This window comes from Variovorax sp. GW821-FHT10D07, from assembly GCF_059415325.1.
This window is the reverse complement of record NZ_JBWKMZ010000003.1, coordinates 644,768-664,346: the sequence shown is the minus strand read 5'-3', so window position 1 is coordinate 664,346 and position 19,579 is coordinate 644,768. Positions and strand designations below refer to the sequence as shown.

Annotated in this window: 18 protein-coding genes; 2 read left to right on the top strand and 16 right to left on the bottom strand. The window is 67.9% G+C overall.

The features are described from left to right. Positions 1 to 2 precede the first annotated feature (2 nt). From lpxA to rpsB, 13 genes are all read right to left on the bottom strand, one after another. On the bottom strand, positions 3 to 791 hold the full coding sequence (gene lpxA, locus AC07PU_RS13505) for an acyl-ACP--UDP-N-acetylglucosamine O-acyltransferase (RefSeq protein ID WP_495318069.1): 789 nt from the start codon (positions 789 to 791) through the stop codon (positions 3 to 5). A 10-nt stretch (positions 792 to 801) separates the two neighbouring features. After that, positions 802 to 1,281 carry a 3-hydroxyacyl-ACP dehydratase FabZ gene (gene fabZ / locus AC07PU_RS13500; RefSeq protein WP_177239286.1) on the bottom strand — a complete coding sequence of 160 codons (480 nt, stop codon included), beginning with the start codon at positions 1,279 to 1,281 and terminating at the stop codon, positions 802 to 804. Then, entirely contained in the window at positions 1,278 to 2,255 is a 978-nt protein-coding gene (gene lpxD / locus AC07PU_RS13495; RefSeq protein ID WP_495318067.1) for a UDP-3-O-(3-hydroxymyristoyl)glucosamine N-acyltransferase, read from the bottom strand. Before lpxD ends, fabZ begins: the two co-directional genes overlap by 4 nt. Before the next feature lie 14 nt (positions 2,256 to 2,269). After that, entirely contained in the window at positions 2,270 to 2,833 is a 564-nt protein-coding gene (locus AC07PU_RS13490; RefSeq protein WP_093342263.1) for an OmpH/Skp family outer membrane protein, read from the bottom strand. Next, positions 2,833 to 5,283 carry an outer membrane protein assembly factor BamA gene (bamA, locus tag AC07PU_RS13485; RefSeq protein ID WP_093342264.1) on the bottom strand — a complete coding sequence of 817 codons (2,451 nt, stop codon included), beginning with the start codon at positions 5,281 to 5,283 and terminating at the stop codon, positions 2,833 to 2,835. The genes AC07PU_RS13490 and bamA overlap by 1 nt, the downstream gene beginning before the upstream one ends. 39 nt (positions 5,284 to 5,322) lie before the next feature. Beyond that, a complete protein-coding gene (rseP, locus tag AC07PU_RS13480; RefSeq protein WP_495318065.1) occupies positions 5,323 to 6,753 on the bottom strand; it encodes an RIP metalloprotease RseP in 1,431 nt (476 codons plus the stop codon). Between the two features lie 39 nt (positions 6,754 to 6,792). Beyond that, on the bottom strand, positions 6,793 to 7,983 hold the full coding sequence (ispC, locus tag AC07PU_RS13475; RefSeq protein ID WP_398499079.1) for a 1-deoxy-D-xylulose-5-phosphate reductoisomerase: 1,191 nt from the start codon (positions 7,981 to 7,983) through the stop codon (positions 6,793 to 6,795). Next, complete coding sequence (locus AC07PU_RS13470; RefSeq protein ID WP_495318063.1) at positions 7,980 to 8,825, bottom strand: phosphatidate cytidylyltransferase; 846 nt, start codon at positions 8,823 to 8,825, stop codon at positions 7,980 to 7,982. Before AC07PU_RS13470 ends, ispC begins: the two co-directional genes overlap by 4 nt. 27 nt (positions 8,826 to 8,852) lie before the next feature. Then, positions 8,853 to 9,590 carry a polyprenyl diphosphate synthase gene (gene uppS, locus AC07PU_RS13465; protein ID WP_490878528.1) on the bottom strand — a complete coding sequence of 246 codons (738 nt, stop codon included), beginning with the start codon at positions 9,588 to 9,590 and terminating at the stop codon, positions 8,853 to 8,855. Positions 9,591 to 9,598: 8 nt separating this feature from the next. Next, positions 9,599 to 10,159 (bottom strand): ribosome recycling factor, encoded by a 561-nt coding sequence (gene frr, locus AC07PU_RS13460; protein ID WP_093342271.1) that lies wholly within the window; start codon positions 10,157 to 10,159, stop codon positions 9,599 to 9,601. A 12-nt stretch (positions 10,160 to 10,171) separates the two neighbouring features. Further along, positions 10,172 to 10,894: a UMP kinase gene (pyrH, locus tag AC07PU_RS13455; RefSeq protein ID WP_057591659.1), complete on the bottom strand. Its 723-nt coding sequence runs from the start codon at positions 10,892 to 10,894 to the stop codon at positions 10,172 to 10,174. A gap of 102 nt (positions 10,895 to 10,996) precedes the next feature. After that, a complete protein-coding gene (tsf, locus tag AC07PU_RS13450; RefSeq protein WP_093342272.1) occupies positions 10,997 to 11,920 on the bottom strand; it encodes a translation elongation factor Ts in 924 nt (307 codons plus the stop codon). 79 nt (positions 11,921 to 11,999) lie between these two features. Continuing rightward, positions 12,000 to 12,752: a 30S ribosomal protein S2 gene (rpsB, locus tag AC07PU_RS13445; RefSeq protein ID WP_093342273.1), complete on the bottom strand. Its 753-nt coding sequence runs from the start codon at positions 12,750 to 12,752 to the stop codon at positions 12,000 to 12,002. A gap of 445 nt (positions 12,753 to 13,197) precedes the next feature. Between rpsB and AC07PU_RS13440 the strand changes: the two genes are divergently transcribed. Beyond that, entirely contained in the window at positions 13,198 to 14,451 is a 1,254-nt protein-coding gene (locus AC07PU_RS13440) for a D-amino acid dehydrogenase (RefSeq protein ID WP_495318059.1), read from the top strand. A 3-nt stretch (positions 14,452 to 14,454) separates the two neighbouring features. Here the strand turns inward: AC07PU_RS13440 and AC07PU_RS13435 are convergent, their stop codons facing one another. Beyond that, the gene (locus AC07PU_RS13435; RefSeq protein ID WP_495318057.1) at positions 14,455 to 14,886 is read right to left on the bottom strand and encodes a hypothetical protein; all 432 of its coding nucleotides are present in this window, start codon (positions 14,884 to 14,886) and stop codon (positions 14,455 to 14,457) included. A 32-nt stretch (positions 14,887 to 14,918) separates the two neighbouring features. Between AC07PU_RS13435 and AC07PU_RS13430 the strand changes: the two genes are divergently transcribed. Beyond that, positions 14,919 to 16,388: an NAD(P)H-hydrate dehydratase gene (locus AC07PU_RS13430; protein WP_495318055.1), complete on the top strand. Its 1,470-nt coding sequence runs from the start codon at positions 14,919 to 14,921 to the stop codon at positions 16,386 to 16,388. A 7-nt stretch (positions 16,389 to 16,395) separates the two neighbouring features. On the opposite strand, the gene AC07PU_RS13425 is transcribed toward AC07PU_RS13430, so the two are convergent. Beyond that, complete coding sequence (locus AC07PU_RS13425; RefSeq protein WP_209541413.1) at positions 16,396 to 17,157, bottom strand: SDR family oxidoreductase; 762 nt, start codon at positions 17,155 to 17,157, stop codon at positions 16,396 to 16,398. A gap of 65 nt (positions 17,158 to 17,222) precedes the next feature. After that, entirely contained in the window at positions 17,223 to 19,490 is a 2,268-nt protein-coding gene (gene rnr / locus AC07PU_RS13420) for a ribonuclease R (protein WP_495318053.1), read from the bottom strand. Positions 19,491 to 19,579: the final 89 nt, after the last annotated feature.

The window sequence follows — 19,579 nt, the reverse complement described above, 5'->3', positions numbered from 1 at the left end:
GCTCAGCGCGCGATGCCGCGCGTGGAGGTGGCGAGGAAGCCGTCCATCAGCGCCACGTCGGCGGCGGCATCGGGCGTTTCGGCGGCCAGCGCGGCGATGCCGGCGCGCGCCTCCTCGAGCGTCTTGCCCTGGCGGTACAGCAGCTTGTGCATGTCGCGGATGGCCGCGATGCGCCCGGCGGAGAAGTCGCGCCGGCGCAGGCCGACCAGGTTCACGCCGCGCACCGCCAGCGGGGTGCCGTCGACCACCATGTAGGGCGGCACATCCATCGCGACATGGGTGCCGAAGCCGATCATCGAATGCGCGCCAACGCGCATACGCTGGAGGATGCCCACCAGGCCGCCGACGGTGACCCAGTCGCCGATCTGGACATGGCCGGCCAGCGTGGTGTTGTTGGCCATGGTGATCTGGTTGCCGAGCTGGCAGTCGTGCGCGATGTGCACGTAGGCCATGATCCAGTTGTCGTCGCCGATGCGGGTAACGCCCGCGTCCTGCACCGTGCCGACGTTGAAAGTGCAGAACTCGCGCACCGTGTTGCGATCGCCGATCGTGAGCTCGGTCGGCTCGCCCGCATGCTTCTTGTCCTGCGGTACCGCGCCCAGCGAGGAGAACTGGAAGATGCGGTTGTCGCGGCCGAGGGTCGTGTGGCCCTCGATCACGCAGTGCGAGCCGATGACCGTGCCCGCGCCCACCCGCACATGCGGACCGATCACGGTATAGGGACCGACCGAAACCGACGGGTCGAGCTCGGCCTTGGGATCGACGATGGCCGTCGGATGAACCTGCGTCATGCGCCGATCGTCAGGCGTTGATCTGGCGCATCGCGCACATCAGCGATGCCTCGCAGGCCAGCTCGCTGCCCACCAGCGCCCGGCCCTTGAACTTCGAGATGCCGGCCTTCATGCGCTCGATCTCGACCTCCAGCGTGAGCTGGTCGCCCGGCTCCACGGGGCGCTTGAAGCGCGCGCCGTCGATCGCGGCAAAGTAGTAGACGGTGTTGTCGTCGGGCACGATGTCGAGCGAACGGAACGACAGCAGCGCCGCGGCCTGCGCCATGGCTTCGAGCATCAGTACGCCGGGCATCACCGGGCGATGCGGGAAGTGGCCGTTGAAGAACGGCTCGTTCATGGTCACGTTCTTGAGCGCCGTGATGCGCTTGCCCTTCTCCATGTCCAGCACGCGGTCGACCAGCAGAAAAGGATAGCGGTGCGGCAGCAGCTTGAGGATTTGATGGATGTCGAGCGTCGTCGTCATGGTGGTCTGTTCCTGCATCGTCTTCATTGTTGGGAGGGAGCCTTCTCCAGCGCCTTCAGTCGTTCGCGCAGGCTGTGCAACTGCTTGAGCGTTGCAGCGTTCTTTTCCCAGGTCGCATTGTCATCGATGGGGAACATGCCGGTGTACTGGCCGGCCTTGCGGATGGAGCGTGTCACCACGGTGGCGGCGGACACGTGGACGTTGTCGGCCACGCTCAGGTGGCCCAGCACGATGGCGCCGCCGCCGAAGGTGCAGTTGGCGCCGATGGTCGCGCTGCCGGCCACGCCGACGCAGCCCGCCATCGCGGTGTTGCGGCCGACGCGCACGTTGTGGCCGATCTGGATCAGGTTGTCGAGCTTCACGCCGTCCTCGAGCACCGTGTCGTCGAGCGCACCGCGGTCGATGCAGGTGTTGGCGCCGATCTCGACGTCGTTGCCGATGCGCACCGCACCGAGCTGCTCGATCTTGACCCAGCCTTCCTTGCTTGGCGCGAGGCCGAAGCCGTCGGCACCGATGACCACGCCCGGATGCAGCAGGCAGCGCTCGCCGATCGTGCAGTCCTCGCTCACGGTGACGCGCGACTTCAGCACCGTGCCGGCGCCGATGCGCGCACCACGCTCGATCACGCACAGCGCGCCGATGCGGGCCGTGGGATCGACCTGTGCCTCGGGATGAACCACGGCCGAGGGATGGATGCGCTCGGCCTCGGGCCGCGCATGGCTCGCCTTCCACAGTTGCGTGAGCCGCGCGAAGTACAGGTAGGGGTCGGGCGTGACGATGCAGGCGCCGCGCGCGGCCGCCGCCTCGCTCATCGCGGGCGACACGATCACGCAGCCGGCCTTGGAGGCCGCGAGTTCCTGCTGGTATTTGGGATGGCTCAGGAAGCTGAGCGCATCGGGCTGTGCATTCTGGAGCGGGGACAAGCGCTCGATGGACAGCGTCGCATCGCCACGAAGCTCGCCCCCGAGGGCGTCAACGATGGCTCCTAGCTGCAGTGCCACGCCGGTACGCGGCGTTACTTGCCGCCCGTGGGCGAGGAAGCGGACGACGGCGTGCTCACCGAGGCGTTGAGCGCCTTGATCACCTTGTCGGTGATGTCGTGCTTCGGGTTGATGTAGATCGCTTCCTGCAGGATCGCGTCGTACTTCTCGGCTTCGGCGACCTGCTTCACCACGCGGTTGGCGCGGTCGTAGACCTGCTGGAGCTCTTCGTTCTTGCGGGCGTTGAGGTCTTCCTGGAATTCGCGGCGGCGGCGCTGGAAGTCGCGGTCCTGCTCGATCAGCGTGCGCTGGCGTGCGTTGCGCTGGCTCTCGGGCAGGGCCGCGGCCTCGCGCTCGAACTTCTCGGACGCGGCCTTCAGGGCATCGCCCTGCGTGGTCAGGTCCTTCTCGCGCTTGAGGAACTCAGCCTCGAGCTTGGCCTGCGCCGCCTTCGCGGGCTGCGCCTCGCGCAGCACGCGGTCGGGGTTGACAAAGCCGATACGAAATGTTTCCTGCGCCTGCGCCCACGCGGGCGCCGCGATCCATGTCATCGCGGGAATCAGCAACGCGCCTGCCGCGGCGCGAATCAAATGCGTCATTAGAAAGAGGTTCCGATCTGGAATTGCAGGCGCTGGATTCTATCCTTCGGGATCAGGATGACGCCCGTATTCGGGTCCTGCACTTCCTTCTGCTGGCGCACCGGAACGGCATAGGCGATCCGCAGCGGGCCGAGTGGGGAGATCCAGCTGATGCCGAGACCGACCGACGCGCGGATCTTCTTCGAAGCCTTCCACTGCTCGTCGGTGAGGCCGGCCGAGCGCGAGCCGAACACGTTGCCGGCGTCGAAGAAGCCGTACAGGCGCAGCGTGCGGTCGTTGCCGGCACCGGGGAACGGCGTGCTGAGTTCGGCGTTGAAGATGGCCTTCTTGGTACCGCCGAGCGCGGCGCCTTCGGTCTGACCGAGCAGCGGCACGTCGCGCGGGCCGAGCGAGTTCTGTTCGAAGCCGCGCACCGAGCCCAGGCCACCGGCGTAGAAGTTCTTGAAGATCGGGTAGACCTTGCCGCCGAGCGCCTTGCCGTAGCCGACTTCGGAGTTGATCGCGAAGGTGTACTGCTTGTTGATCGGGAAGAACTGCTGGTACTGATAGTTGGTCTTGAAGTACCGCATGTCGCCGCCGATGCCGACCTCGAGGTTGGCACGTTGCAGGCGGCCCTTGGTCGGGACCAGCGCGCTGTCGCGGTCGTCGCGCGCCCAGCCCACGGTCAACGGGATGCCCCAGACGCTGTCGTTCGAGCAGCCGTCGATCACGTCGAAATTGAGGCCCGGCACGAGGCTCGGGATGGGACGCGTCGTGCAACCGAAATAGTTGCGGTAGGAGTTCGGGGTCAGGAACGCGTAGGTGTTCTTGGCGTTGAAGGCATAGCGCTCCACGCCGATGCCGAAGAACACGGTGTCGAGTTCGCTGAACGGCACGCCGAAGCGGATCGAGGCGCCCTGGTTGACCAGCTGGTAGTCGCCGTCGACCGCCGTGTTGTACGGGCGGGTCGTGTTGTGATAGACGCTGATCGTGCGCGAGATGCCGTCCTTGGTGAAGTAAGGATCGGTGGTGGTCACCGAGATCGTGCGGTTCGACTTGCTGGTGTTGACCTGCAGGCCCAGGTAGTTGCCCGAACCGAACACGTTTTCCTGCTGGATGCCGAAAGTCAGCGAGACGCGCTCGGCGCTCGAGTAGCCGGCGCCCAGCTGCAGCGAGCCGGTGGGCTTCTCGGCCACGGTGATCAGCAGGTCGACCTGGTCGGGCGAACCCGGCAGTTCCTGGGTTTCGACGTTCACCTCGGTGAAGTAGCCCAGGCGGTCCACGCGGTCGCGCGAGAGCTTGATCTTGTCGCCGTCGTACCAGGAAGCCTCGTACTGGCGGAATTCGCGGCGGATCACTTCGTCGCGCGTGCGGGTGTTGCCGCCAACGTTCACGCGGCGCACGTAGACACGGCGCGAGGGCTCGCCCTGCAGCACCAGCGTCACGCGGTTGTTGGTGCGGTCGATCTCGGGCTTGGCCTGCACGCGTGCGAAGGCGTAGCCGAAGGTGCCGAAGTAGTCGGTGAAGGCCTTGGTGGTCGCCGTGACCTGCTCGCCGTTGTAGGGCTCGCCCGGCTTGATCGTGACCAGGGTCTTGAATTCCTCGTCGCGGCCGAGGAAGTTGCCGTCGAGCTTGACGCCCGCGACGACGAACTTCTCGCCTTCGGTGATGTTGACCGTGACCGTCAGGTCCTGGCGGTCGGGCGAGATCGCGACCTGGGTCGAGTCGACGCGGAACTCGAGGTAGCCGCGCGTGATGTAGTAGCTCTTCAGCGTCTCGAGGTCGGCATTGAGCTTGGCGCGCGAGTACTGGTTCGACTTGGTGTACCAGCTGAGCCAGCCGCCGCTGTCCTGGTCGAACAGGTCGAGCAGCGTGCTCTCGCTGAAGTCCTTGTTGCCGACGATGTGCACTTCGCGGATGCGCGCCGAATCGCCTTCGGTGACCGTGAAGGTCAGGTTCACGCGGTTGCGCTCGATCGGCGTGACGGTGGTCACGACCTGCGCGTTGTAAAGGCTGCGGCTCACGTACTGGCGCTTGAGCTCCTGCTCGGCGCGGTCGGCCAGGGCCTTGTCGTAGGGCCGGCCTTCGGTCAGGCCCACTTCGCGCAGCGCCTTCTGCAGCGCGGCCTTGTCGAATTCCTTGGTGCCGACGAAGTCGACGTCGGCGATGGTCGGGCGCTCCTCGACGATCACCACCAGCACATTGCCGTTGACGTCGATGCGCACGTCCTTGAACAACCCCAGATCGAACAGCGCACGGATGGCGGCCGAACCGCGATCGTCGCTGTAGGTGTCGCCCACGCGCAGCGGCAGCGACGCGAAGATGGTTCCGGGCTCCACGCGTTGCAGGCCTTCAACGCGGATGTCGCGCACGGTGAAAGGCTCGACGGCCCAGGCTGCCGTGGCCGCGAGCGTGCTGGCCACCAGTGCGGCAACGCTACGCAGGCGAAAGCGACTGAAGTTTTTGTTCATCTGTGAATTGATCCGGCGCGGAAAGGGCCGGCAAGATAGTTAACCAAAGAGCCGCGATGTGTCGTTGAACAAGGCAATCGACATCATGACCAGGAGCAGGGCAACGCCACCGCGCCCAAGCCAGTCCATCCAGACGTCGGAGACGCTTTTACCGGTCAGGCCCTCCCAAAGATAATACATCAGGTGCCCCCCATCGAGGACCGGCAGCGGGAGCAGATTCAGCACGCCCAGGCTCACGCTGATGAGCGCGAGGAACACCAGGTACTGCGTAAAACCGAGGCTGGCGGACTTGCCGGCGTAGTCGGCGATGGTGATCGGGCCGCTGAGATTCTTGATCGAGGCCTGGCCGATGACCATCTTGGCCATCATGCGCACGGTCAGCGCCGACACCTCCCAGGTGCGGACCACGCCGCGCCAGACGCCGTCGACCGGGCCCTGCCGCACGGTCACCATGTCGGGCGGCGCACCCACATAGGCGCCGATGCGGCCGACCTTCAGGCCGCCCTCGTCGCGCACCTCGGGCGTGACTTCGAGCGTCTGGACGCGGCCTTCGCGTTCGATCTGCCAGGGCAGCGCGAGCGCCTTGCCGTCCTTGACCGAAGCGCGGATCGCCTCGCGCAGCTGCTGGCCGTCGACGATGGCGGTGTCGCCGATGGCGCGCACCAGATCGCCGCGGCGCAGGCCCGAGCGCTCGCCCGCGCCGCCGGCCATCACCTCGCCGATCTCGGGACGGGTCATGGGCGCGAGCACGCCGATCTTGCGGAACATCTGGGCGTCGGCGTCCTTGGCCTCGATGCGGCTCAGCGGCAGCACGAGCGTGCGGGCCGGCTGGCCGCCCTGCCCCGCCACCTCGAGCGTCAGGTCGTGGCCGTCGAGCGCGCCGCGGGTCATGCGCCAGCGCAGGTCCTCGAAGGACTGGACCTCGGTCAGATCGTCGCCCTCGAAGCCGGCGCGGGCGATGTGCTCGCCGCCGCGCAGCCCGGCCTGCTCGGCCAGCGAAGCGGCGACCGGCCGCGCCAGCGTTGCGACCGGCTCCTGCACGCCGATCCAGTTCACGGCCGTGTAGAGCGCCACCGCCATCAGCAGGTTGGCGATCGGACCGGCCGCGACGATGGCCGCGCGCGAACGCAGCGGCTGGGTGTTGAAGGCGCGATGCCGCTCCTCGGGCGCCACCGGGCCCTCGCGCTCGTCGAGCATCTGCACGTAGCCGCCAAAGGGAAACAGGCCGATGGCGAACTCGGTGTCCTGGCCCGGATGCTGGCGCCGCGGCTTCCAGGCGTAGACGGGCTTGCTGACGCGCCACAGGATGCGGCCGAGCAGCGAGGGGCTGTCGGGGCTGCCGAACGGCAGCGTGGCCACGCCGAAGCGCTTGACCTTCACCCCGCAGGCGACCGCGACCCGGTAGTGGCCGTATTCATGAACAGTGATCAGCAGGCCGAGCGCGACGATGAATGCAACGAGGGTGAGCATCCGGAACCTTGCTTCTTGAAATCGGTGACGCGCGAGGCGTCAGGCGGAAAGGCGCAGCGCCGCGGCATTCGCGGCAGCGCGGGCGCTGGCGTCGATGGCCAGCAGATCGGCCAGCGACGCCGGCTTGGAGGGCGCGACCGCCTCCAAAGTTTCCATGTTGACCGCATGAATGCGATCGAAGCGCAGCCGGCGCGCCAGGAAGGCCTCGACCGCGACCTCGTTGGCGGCATTCAGCACGGCCGTGGTGCCGGGCACCGCGCGCAACGCCTGCCAGGCCAGGTCCAGGCCCGGGAAGAGCGCCGCGTCGGGCGCATCGAAGCTCAGGTCGGCCAACTGGCGGAAATCCAGCCGCGCCGCACCGCTCTCGATGCGCTCGGGCCAGGCCAGGCCGACGGCGATCGGCACCCGCATGTCGGGCGTGCCGAGCTGGGCGAGGATCGATGCGTCAGTGAACTGCACCATCGAATGGACCACGCTCTGCGGATGGATGACCACCTCGATCTGCTCGGGTGCCACGCCGAACAGGTGCCGCGCCTCGATCACCTCGAGGGCCTTGTTCATCATGGTGGCCGAGTCGACCGAGATCTTGCGCCCCATGACCCAGTTGGGATGGGCGCAGGCCTGCTCGGGCGTGACGCTGCCGAGGGTGTCGGGCGCACGGGTGCGGAACGGGCCGCCCGAGGCGGTGAGGATGATCTTGTCGATGCGCCGCGCCCAGGTGGCGGGATCCTCGGGCAGCGACTGGAAGATGGCCGAATGCTCGCTGTCGATTGGCAGCAGCGTCGCCCCGCCCTCGCGCACCGTGCGCATGAACAGGTCGCCGCCGACCACCAGCGCCTCCTTGTTGGCGAGCAGCAGGCGCTTGCCGGCGCGCGCGGCCGCCAGGCAGGGGCCGAGGCCCGCGGCGCCGACGATGGCCGCCATGACGGCATCGACCTCGTCGTGCGACGCTATCTCTTCGATAGCACCGGCACCCGACAGGACCCGGGTCGGCAGATTGTTCTGCTGGAGCTTTTCGGCCAGCGCGGCCGCATGGGCCTCGCTCGCCATGACCGCGAAGCGCGGCGAGAAGCGCGCGCACTGCGCGAGCATCTCGTCGACCTTGGTGGCGGCCGAGAGCGCGAAGACCTCGAAGCGCTCGGGATGACGCGCGATGACGTCGAGCGTGCTGACGCCGACCGAACCGGTCGAGCCGAGCACCGTCACGCGTTGTCTGGGGGAAGTGTTCACAGAAAAGCCAGCATCATTGCAATGGGGAGCGTGGGCAAGAGGGCATCCACCCGATCGAGCACCCCGCCGTGGCCGGGCAGCAGCCGGCTGCTGTCCTTGGCGCCCGCGCTGCGCTTGATCAGCGATTCGACCAGGTCGCCGACCACGCTCATCGCCGCCAGGAAGACCACGCCGAGCAGCAGCAGCCACCAGCCGCGCGTCGCCAGCCGGCTGTAGAGGCTGGCCACCGCGGCCTGCGCCGAGGCATCGGCCCAGACCCAGGCCAGCGCCAGCACCACCACGCCCGCCATGCCGCCCCAGACGCCTTCCCAGCTCTTGCCGGGACTGATCGCGGGCGCGAGCTTGCGCCGCGTGAACTTGAGGCCGAAGGCGCGGCCGGCGAAATAGGCGAAGACGTCGGCGACCCAGACCAGCACCAGGATCGAGAGCAGGAAGTTGATCCCGATCAGGCGTGCCTGCACCGCGGCCAGCCAGGCCACCCACAGCGCCAGCAGCCCGCCCACGAGGCGGATGCCGCGCGGCACCTTGGGCCAGCCCGGCACCGCGGCGCGCAGCAGCGCCGCGCCGCCGAGCACCCAGGCGGCGCTGGCGAGCGTCCACAGCAGCAGCAGCGGCCGCTCGAGCAGTCCGAGCCACCACGAGAGCGCGCACAACACCACCATCTCGAGGCCGAGGAACACGGACACCCGCTGGCCATAGCCATTGAGGCGCCCCCACTCCCAGGCCGCGGCGCCGATCAGCACCAGCATCACGCAGCCGAAGGGAACGTAGGAAGGATAGAAAAGCGCCGGCAGGAGGATCGCCAGCAGGACGATCGCCGTGAGGATGCGTTGCTTGAGCATGCAGCGGGGTCGTCCGGGGAGAGAGGTTCAGGCCGTCTGGCGCGATCGGGCGTTGGTCGTGACCTGTGCCGATGTCTTGCCGAAGCGGCGCTCGCGGTTTTGGAATGCGGCGATGCCCTCGTCGAGCGCCGCCTCGTCGAACTCGGGCCAGAGCTTGTCGCTGAAGAACAGCTCGGCGTAGGCGCTCTGCCAGAGCAGGAAGTTCGACAGCCGCTGTTCGCCGCCGGTGCGGATGAACAGGTCGGGATCGGGCACGTGGGCGAGCGCCATCGCGCGGTCGAGGTTGAGCTCGGTCAGCGGCTCGCCGCGCTCGGCCAGCTTGGCGGCGGCCTGGGCGATGTCCCAGCGGCCACCGTAGTTGAAGCACACGTTGAGCACCAGGCGGTCGTTCATCGCCGTGGCGTTCTCGGCGTCGATCAGGCCCTTGACCATCTTCGGCGACAGGCCGCCGCGCTCGCCGACGAAGCGCAGTTGCACGCCGTCGCGGCCGAGCTTGGGCACTTCGCGTGCCAGCGCGCCGACCATCAGGTCCATGAGGCCCGAGACCTCCTCGGGCGGGCGGTTCCAGTTCTCCGAGGAGAAGGCGAACACGGTCAGCACCCGCACGCCGCGGTCGACGCAGGCCTTGACGCAGCGGCGCAGCGACTCCACGCCCTGCTTGTGCCCTGCCACGCGGGGCAGGAACCGCCGCGTGGCCCAGCGGCCATTGCCATCCATGACGATGGCGATGTGGTGGGGAATGGTCTGCGGCTTGGAGGCGGCCATGGGCAGCCTCAAACGGCCATGATCTCCGCTTCCTTGGCCGCGATCAGGCGATCGATTTCCGCGATGTGGCGGTCGGTCACCTTCTGGATCTCGGCTTCGGCACGCTTCTGGTCGTCTTCCGAAGCCAGCTTGTCCTTGACCAGCTTCTTGACCGACTCGTTGGCATCGCGGCGCAGGTTGCGCGTCGCGACCTTGGCGCTCTCGCCTTCGTTGCGCACCAGCTTGGTCATCTCGCGGCGGCGCTCTTCGCTCATGGCCGGCAGCGGCACGCGAATCAGCTCGCCCATCGAGGCCGGGTTGAGACCCAGGTCGCTTTCGCGGATGGCTTTCTCGATCTTGGCGCCCATGCCCTTTTCCCAGGGCTGCACGCTCAGCGTGCGCGAGTCGAGCACCGACACGTTGGCCACCTGGCTCAGCGGCACCTGCGAGCCGTAGTACTCGACATGGATCGAGTCGAGCAGCGCGGCGTTGGCACGGCCGGTGCGGATTTTGGTGAGGTTGTTCTGGAAGGCAGCGATCGACTGGTTCATCTTCGCGTCGGTCGTGCTGCGAATATCGGCAATGGTCATTCTCAAATACTCCTAGGCATGCACCAGCGTGCCCTCGTCCTCGCCCATGACGACGCGCTTGAGCGCGCCGTTCTTGAAGATCGAGAACACCTTGATCGGCAGCTTCTGGTCGCGGCACAGCGCGAAGGCTGCCGCGTCCATGATGCCGAGATTCTGCGCGATGGCCTGATCGAAGGTCAGGCTGGCGTAGCGCGTCGCGTCGGGATGGGTCTTCGGGTCGGCGCTGTAGACGCCGTCGACCTTGGTCGCCTTGAGCACCAGCTCAGCGCCGATCTCGGCGCCGCGCAGCGCGGCGGCGGTGTCGGTGGTGAAGAAGGGGTTGCCGGTGCCCGCGGCGAACACCACGACCTTGCCTTCCTCGAGGTACTGCAGCGCCTTGGGCCGCACATAGGGCTCGACCACCTGCTCGATGGCGATGGCGGACATCACGCGCGCCACCAGCCCCTGCTTGTTCATGGCATCGGCCAGCGCCAGCGAGTTCATCACCGTGGCCAGCATGCCCATGTAGTCGGCCGTGGCGCGGTCCATGCCGACCGAGCCGCCCGCGACGCCGCGGAAGATGTTGCCGCCGCCGATCACGACCGCCACCTCGACGCCCATGTTCACGACCTCGGCCACTTCCGCGACCATGCGCACGATGGTGGCGCGGTTGATGCCGAAGGCGTCGTCGCCCATCAGTGCCTCTCCCGACAGCTTCAACAAGATTCGCTTGTGGGCTGGGCGGGGATCAGACATGGGCAATTTCCTTTAAGAGTGAGCGGGGGCGAGTGTAGGGCTTGGCGGTGAAAAGGCGACAGCATGCACCTGCACGCTGTCGCCTTCTGGCGGGGGACGGTCTCAGGCAGCGGCCTTGGCGGCTGCGACCTGGGCCGCGACTTCGGCAGCGAAGTCGTCGACCTTCTTCTCGATGCCCTCGCCGACCACGTACAGGGTGAAGCCCTTGACGGTGGTGTTGACGGCCTTGAGCATCTGCTCGACGGTCTGCTTGTCGTTCTTCACGAACGGCTGGTTGTGCAGCGAGACTTCCTTGAGGAACTTCTGCACGCCGCCCTCGATGCGCTTGGCAACGATGTCGGCGGGTTGCGGCTTCTTGCCTTCGGCTTCGGCGGTCTTGCGGTCTTCTTCCGCCTTGCCCGCGGCCACGGCGCGTTCCTTCTCGATCAGCTCGGCCGGCACGTCCGACGCAGCGACCGACACCGGCTTCATGGCGGCGATGTGCATCGCGACATCCTTGGCGGCAGCGTCGTCACCTTCGAACTCGACCACCACGCCGATGCGCGTGCCGTGCAGGTACGAAGCCAGCTTGCCGTTGCCGGCGAAGCGCTTGAAGCGGCGGAAGCTCATGTTCTCGCCGATCTTGCCGACCAGGCCCTTGCGCACGTCCTCGAGCGTGGGGCCGAAGCCGTCCTGCTCGTAGGCCAGCGCGCCCAGCGCGGCGATGTCGGCCGGGTTGTTCTGCGCGACCAGCTTGGCGGCGGCATTGGCCAGCGCCAGGAAGCTGTCGTTCTTGGTGACGAAGTCGGTTTCGCAGTTGATCTCGATCATCGCGCCGGCGGCGTCGTCGACATAGGCAGCCACCACGCCTTCGGCGGTGATGCGGCTCGAGGCCTTGCCAGCCTTGTTGCCGAGCTTGATGCGCAGCAGCTCTTCGGCCTTTTCCATGTTGCCGTCGGCCTCGGTCAGAGCCTTCTTGCACTCCATCATCGGCGCGTCGGTCTTGGCGCGCAGTTCGCCGACCATGCTTGCGGTGATTGCAACCATTGTTTCTCTCCGTATTCAGAAAATCAGATTAAAAAAAAGGGGCAACGAAGCCCCTTCTTCAGGCGCGGGGACGCGCAGCTCAGGCCGAAGCGCTTTCTTCGACTTCGACGAATTCGTCGCTACCTTCGGCGATGGCCTTGACCACGTCGCTGGTCGCGCTGTTGCGGCCTTCGATGATCGCGTCGGCGATGCCACGGGCGTACAGCGTGACAGCCTTCGACGAGTCGTCGTTGCCGGGGATCACGTAGTCGATGCCTTCGGGCGAGTGGTTGGAGTCCACCACGCCGATCAGCGGAATGCCGAGCTTCTTGGCTTCGGCCACGGCGATCTTGTGGAAGCCCACGTCGATCACGAAGATGGCGTCGGGCAGCGCAGCCATGTCCTGGATGCCGCCGATGTCCTTTTCGAGCTTCTCGATTTCACGGGTGAAGGTGAGCTGCTCTTTCTTGCTCAGGCTGTCGAGGCCAGCTTCCTGCTGGGCCTTCATGTCCTTCAGACGCTTGATCGAGGTCTTGACGGTCTTGAAGTTGGTCAGCATGCCGCCGAGCCAGCGGGTGTCGACGAAGGGCACGCCGGCGCGGCGGGCTTCGGCGGCGACGATTTCGCGCGCCTGACGCTTCGTGCCGACCATCAGAATCGTGCCGCGATTGGCCGTCAGCTGCTTGGCGTACTTGGCCGCATCCTGGAACATCGGAAGCGACTTTTCCAGGTTGATGATGTGGATCTTGTTGCGATGACCGAAGATGAACGGGGCCATCTTGGGGTTCCAGAAGCGGGTTTGGTGACCGAAATGGACACCGGCTTCCAGCATTTCGCGCATGGTGACGGACATTGAAGTTACTCCGAAGGTTGGGTCTAAAATCCAGCCCGTTTTTGCACTCCGCTGGACACTGCATGCCGGCTTGGCCGGCCACGCTGCATCAGCGAGGTCGCAACACCTTGATTGGGCTGGTTTGCGAATGTGTTTCGTCGGCGTGGCGCTCCGTCTTGACAGATGAAGTACCGCGTGAGCGAAACCCAAAGAGTATAGCACGCACCTCGGACACCCCTGCCCCGCACGCCTTGCCAGATCCCGAAGCCCCACCTTCCAGCCGCCCGTCGGACGCCGTTCGACGGATGCGCGCCCCCGATGCCCCGCCGTGTACCCGGGGAACGCCCCGGGGTGCCAATGCTCTGGCATGCTGCGCTGCACGACGAGACGGCATGGCTGCTGCAAAAACAATAGCTAGGCACCTTCGTCAGATGGGCGTCAGCACTCTTTTTTATCCTGAATCTCAATGAAAATCGCGATCGTGGGCGCCGGCATCATCGGTGTCACCACCGCCTGGGAGCTGGCGTCCGACGGCCATGAAGTGACCGTTTTCGAACGCCGGGGCGCCGCCGCCGAGGAGGCCAGCTTCGCCAACGCCGGCGTGGTGGCGCCCGGCTACGTCACGCCCTGGGCGGCGCCCGGCATGCGCCTGAAGGTGCTGCGCTCGCTGCTGTCCTCGCACGGCGCCATCAAGCTGCGCTGGCCGTTGTCCTCGCGCGACCTCGGCTGGATGTCGCGCTGGCAGAAGGCCTGCAAGCTCGAGACCTACCTCGCGAACCGCGCGCGCATGCAGCGCCTGGCCTTCTACAGCCGTACACGGCTGCACGAGGTCAGCGAGGCCCGCGAGCTCAACTACGAACGCAGCGATGGCTACCTGGTGCTGCTGCGCTCCAAGCGCGAGCGCAAGCTGGTCCAGCCCGGTCTCGAGGTGCTGCGCAGCGCAGGCAGCGTGTTCCGTGAGGTCGATGCCGACGAGGCCCGGCTGATCGAGCCCGCCCTCAATCCCGACACGCCACTGGCCGGCGCGATCCACCTGCCCGAGGACGAGGTCGCCAACTGCCGCCAGTTCGCGCTGCTGCTCAAGTGGGAGGCCGAATCGCTCGGTGCGCAGTTCCACTTCAATTGCGACATCGCGCCGCTGAGCCGCGCCGCGCCCACCTCGCTGTCGCTGGCCAGCGGTTCCGATGCACTGCACTTCGATGCGGTGGTGGTCTGCGCCGGGCTCGGCTCGGCCTCGCTGCTGCGCCCGCTCGGCCTGCGGATTCCGATGGCGCCGGTCTACGGCCATTCGGTGAGTGCGCCGGTGCGCGAGCCGCTCAACGCACCGCGCAGCGCGATCATGGACGAACGCTACAAAGTCGCGATCTCGCGCCTCGGCCAGCGCGTGCGCGTGGCGGGCAGCGCCGAGATCGGCGGCTCGGCCGACACCTTGAGCCAGCCCGCGATCCTCACGCTCTACAAGGTGCTGCAGGACTGGTTCCCGGGCGCGGCGACCCTGCAATCGGGCGTGCAGCAGTGGAAAGGCGCACGGCCGATGCTGCCCGACGGGCCGCCAGTGCTCGGCGCGAGCGGCATTCCAGGCGTATGGCTCAACCTCGGCCATGGCTCCAGCGGCTGGGCTCTGTCGTGCGGCAGCGCGCGCGTGGTGGCCGATCTGATCGCCGGGCAGGACCCTGGCGTCGACCTCGAAGGGCTGGGCGTCGAGCGACTCGGAAGCTGAGGCTCAGGCCTCGTCCTTCGGGCCCCACTGCCGCGGATGGGCGGCCGGCCTCTCCACTGGCAAGGGTGGCGGCTCCGGCGGCCGCAGACGCCGGGCCAGCCCGGACAGCAATGCGGGCGCAACCAGCACGCAGACGGCCAAGCACAGCAGGTCCGCCGCCATCAGCAGCCAGCGCCACGCACCCGCGGCGCCATCGATCATGGGATCGAGCCAGCGGATCAGCCCGAAGCCCCAGCCCACGCTCGCGGCCCAGGCCAGGTCGCGCAGCGGCACCCATCGCAGCGATTCGGCCAGCAGGAACACGGCCCAGACGATGGCCAGCCACCCCAGCGCCCAAGCCAGGCCTTCGCCCAGCACCATGCTGGTGACAACGAAGGCCACGAACCACGCAAGCAGCAGCGCGATCAGCCAGCCGAGGAGCCCCAGACGTTTCATCGCGCGATCATAGGCAGGGGCAGAATCGCCCGATGCACCGCATCACCTCCGCCACCGCAGCCGACCTGTTCGACCTCGCTGCCACGCGCCGCATCGAACAGGCCGCCGCGACCGCCCTACCCGCCCACGCGCTGATGCAACGCGCCGGGCTGGCCGTGGCACGGCTCGCGATGGCGATCGCGCCGCACGCCCGCACCGTCTGGGTGGCCTGCGGGCCGGGCAACAACGGCGGTGACGGCTTCGAGGCGGCCGCGCAGCTGCGGCAGCGCGGGGTCGAGGTCGTCGTCAGCTTCGCAGGCGACGAGGCCCGCCTGCCGGCCGACGCGAAAGCCTCGCTGCAGCGGGCTCGCGATGCGGGCGTCGTCTTCGCCTCGGAGCCGCCCACGCGCTACGAGCTCGCGATCGACGCGCTGCTCGGCATCGGCGCCACCCGCCCGCCGCAAGGCGCGATGGCCGAGTGGCTGCGCCGCATGCATGGCGAGGCGCATCCCGTGCTCGCGGTGGACGTGCCATCGGGCCTGAATGCGGACACCGGCACGCTTTCGCACGGCGACGATCTTCTGGCGCCAAGCGTAGCATCGCGGCGCATCTGCCTGAGCCTGCTGACCCTGAAGCCCGGCCTCTTCACAGCCCAGGGCCGCGACGCGGCCGGCGAGATCTGGTTCGACGACCTCGGCTGCGGCGTGACAGGCGAACCGCCCGTGGCGCGCCTGCCGGGCGCCCCATCGCTCGCCCCGCGCGCCCACGCCTCCCACAAGGGCAGCTATGGCGACGTGGCCGTGATCGGCGGCGCGTCGGGCATGGCCGGCGCGGCGTTGCTGGCGGGCTCCGCCGCGCTGCATGCGGGCGCGGGCCGCACCTTCGTCGGCCTGCTCGATCCGGGCGCGGCGCCGGTCGACTTCGCACAGCCCGAACTGATGCTGCGCGACGCGCGTTCGCTCGATCTCTCGGCGATGGCCGTGGTCTGCGGCTGTGGCGGCGGCACCGCGGTGCGCGAGCTGCTGCCGCGCGCGCTGTCGACCGCCCGCGCGCTGGTGCTCGATGCCGATGCGCTCAACGCGATCGCGAGCGACGACGGCTTGCGGACTCAGTTGAAGGCGCGCACGAAACGCGGCCGCGCCACGGTACTGACGCCGCATCCGCTCGAGGCGGCGCGCCTGCTCGGCGGCACGGCCGGCGAGGTGCAGGCCGATCGCCTGGCGGCCGCGCGCCGGCTGGCGGCGCAGACGGGCGCCGTCGTGGTGCTCAAGGGGTCAGGAACGATCGTCGCCGACGACGCGGGCACGGCGCCCGTCCTCAATCCGACCGGCAATGCCCGCCTCGCGAGCGCCGGCACCGGCGACGTGCTCGCCGGCATGGTCGGGGCGGGATTGGCGGCGGGCCGCAGCGCCTTCGACGCCGCCTGGGAAGCGGCCTGGCATCACGGTCACCTGGCCGACAGCTGGCCGGCCGACGCGCCGCCGCTGACGGCCGGCGCGCTCGCACGCCAGTCGCCCCGCTGACCAGCTTCTAGCCGCGGCCGACGAAGGGCATCTTCGTCGCCATCACCGTGTGGAACAGCACGTTGGCCTCGAGCGGCAGATTCGCCATGTAGAGCACCGACTGGCCGACGATCTTCACGTCGATCAGCGGCTCCACCGCGAGCTCGCCATTGGCCTGCGGCACGCCCTTGGCCATGCGCGCAGCCAGCTCCGTCATGGCGTTGCCGACGTCGATCTGGCCCACGGCGATGTCGTGCTTGCGCCCGTCGAGCGACGCCGTCTTCGTCAGGCCCTCGACCGCATGCTTGGTCGCCGTGTAGGCGGCCGAGTTCGGCCGTGGCGCGGTGGCCGAGATCGAGCCGTTGTTGATGATGCGGCCGCCCTTGGGCGTCTGCGCCTTCATCGTGCGGAAGGCCTGCTGGATGCAGAAGAACATCCCGTTGAGGTTGATGTCGACCACGCCGCGCCATTGCTCGGGCGTCCAGTCCTCGAAGGAACCGGGCGGATTGCCGACGCCCGCGTTGTTGAACAGCAGGTCGACGCGGCCGAAGCGCTCGACGGTGGCGCCGAACAGCGCCTGCACCGACTCGGCGCTGGCCACGTCGGTCGGCACCGCGAAGGCGCGCGCACCGGCGCCCGATTCCTCGGCCACCTGCTCGAGCGGCTCGAGGCGGCGGCCCGCCAGGGCCACGCTCCAGCCGTCGCCCAAAAGGGCCAGCGCCGCGGCGCGGCCGATGCCGGTGCCGGCCCCCGTGACGATCGCGATGCCCTTGTTCTTGTCTGTACTCATGCCCGTTGTCTCCTTCTCGGCGTGTTCATGGATTCGAATGGAATGGATGTCGATGAAAGGGGCACTCAGCCGCGGCGCGTCTTGCGCCCCTTCATCTTGTTGGCGGCCTTCTTGACCGCCGACTTGAAAGCCTGCATCGCGGACTGCGGACCGCCCGCGGCCGGTTCCCGCCCGGCGGCGCGGGTGCCGCCGCTCGGTGCCTCGGCCTTCTGGCGCGAACTGCGCTTGGCCGAGGCCTTGACCGGCACGCCGCCGGACGCGGCACCCTTGTCCTTCATGGCGCGCGCGGTGAGCTCCTCGCCCTCTCGCACCAGGCGGAAATCGATCTTGCGGCCGTCGAGGTCGACGCGGCTGACCTGCACCCGCACCCGCGTGCCGATGGCATAGCGGATGCCGGTGCGCTCGCCGCGCAGTTCCTGGCGCATCTCGTCGAACTTGAAGTATTCGCCGCCGAGCTCGGTGATGTGGACCAGGCCCTCGACGTACATCGCATCGAGCGTGACGAAGATGCCGAAGGTGGTGGCCGCGGTGACCACGCCGCCGTATTCCTCGCCGAGGTGCTCGCGCATGTACTTGCACTTGAGCCAGGCCTCGACGTCGCGGCTGGCCTCGTCGGCGCGGCGCTCGTTGGCGCTGCAATGCAGCCCGGCGGCTTCCCAGGCCTGCACTTCCTTGGTCGGTGCGACCGTGGCCTTCTGCGGCTTGGTGGTCGGCGCCTTCACGCGCGAGGCCAGCCGCTTGGCGAGCTTGGCATGCGCCTCGCCCGGCGTCGGCAGCATCGGCAGCTGGTAGCGCGTCTTGCCGAGGATGGCCTTGATCACGCGGTGCACCAGCAGGTCGGGATAGCGCCGGATCGGGCTCGTGAAGTGCGTGTAGGCCTCGTAGGCCAGGCCGAAGTGGCCGCTGTTGATCGGCGTGTAGATCGCCTGCTGCATCGAGCGCAGCAGCATGGTGTGGATCTGCTGCGCGTCGGGGCGCTCCTTGGTCGCCTCGGCGATGGCCTGGAACTCGCCGGGCGCCGGATCGTCGGTGATGCTCAGGCCCACGCCCATCGCCTTCAGGTAGCCACGCAGGATTTCCTTCTTCTCGGGCGTCGGGCCCTCGTGCACGCGGTACAGGCCCGGATGCTTGCCCTCGGCGATGAAATCGGCGCTGCAGACATTGGCCGCGAGCATCGCTTCCTCGATCAGGCGGTGCGCCTCGTTGCGGGTGCGCGGCACGATCTTCTCGATGCGGCCGGCGTCGTCGCAGATGATCTGCGTTTCGGTGGTCTCGAAGTCGACCGCGCCGCGCTTGCCGCGCTGCTTGAGCAGCGCCTTATAGACGTCGGCGAGGTTCAGCAGGTCCTTGACGCGGTCCTTGCGCTTGGCCGCCTCGGGGCCGCGCGTGTTGCCGAGGATGGCAGCTACCTCGGTGTACGTGAATCGCGCGTGGCTGAACATCACGGCCGGATAGAACTGGTAGGCGTAGATCTCGCCATCGGCCGCGACCAGCATGTCGCAGACCATGCACAGGCGCTCGACCTCGGGGTTCAGCGAGCACAAGCCGTTCGAGAGCTTCTCGGGCAGCATGGGAATCACGCGGCGCGGGAAGTACACGCTGGTGGCGCGGTCGTAGGCATCGACGTCGATCGCCGAGCCGGTGCGCACATAGGCGCTGACGTCCGCAATCGCAACCAGGAGGCGCCAGCCCTTGCCGCGGCCGACCTTCGCGGGTTCGCAGTACACGGCGTCGTCGAAGTCGCGCGCGTCCTCGCCGTCGATCGTGACCAGCGGCACGTCGGTGAGATCGACGCGGCCCTTCTTGTCGGCCGGACGCACCTTCTCGGGCAGCGCCTTGGCCTCGGCCAGGCACGCTTCGGAGAACTCGTGTGGCACGCCGTACTTGCGCACCGCGATCTCGATCTCCATGCCGGGGTCGTCGATCTCGCCGAGCACTTCCTTCACCCGTCCCACGGGCTGGCCGAAGAGCGCGGGCGGCTCGGTGAGCTGCACCACGACCACCTGCCCCACCTTGGCGGGACCGGTCGCGCCCTTGGGAATCAGCACGTCCTGGCCGTAGCGCTTGTCCTCCGGAGCCACGAGCCAGATGCCGCCCTCGTGAAGCAGGCGGCCGATGATCGGCTGCTCGGGGCGCTCGATGATCTCGACCACGCGCCCTTCGGGGCGACCGCGGCGGTCGAGCCGCACCACGCGCGCCTTGACGCGGTCCTTGTGCAGGACCGCGCGCATCTCGTTGGGGGGCAGATAGATGTCGGCTTCGCCGTCGTCGCGTTGCACGAAGCCATGTCCGTCGCGATGGCCCTGAACCGAGCCTTCGAATTCATCCAGCAAGCCGCTGGAAGTGACATTATTTTTGATATGATCTCCTTCTTTCCTGAAATTCAAAGCGTACCTGCTTCGGCAAGTATGCGGGCCCAGAT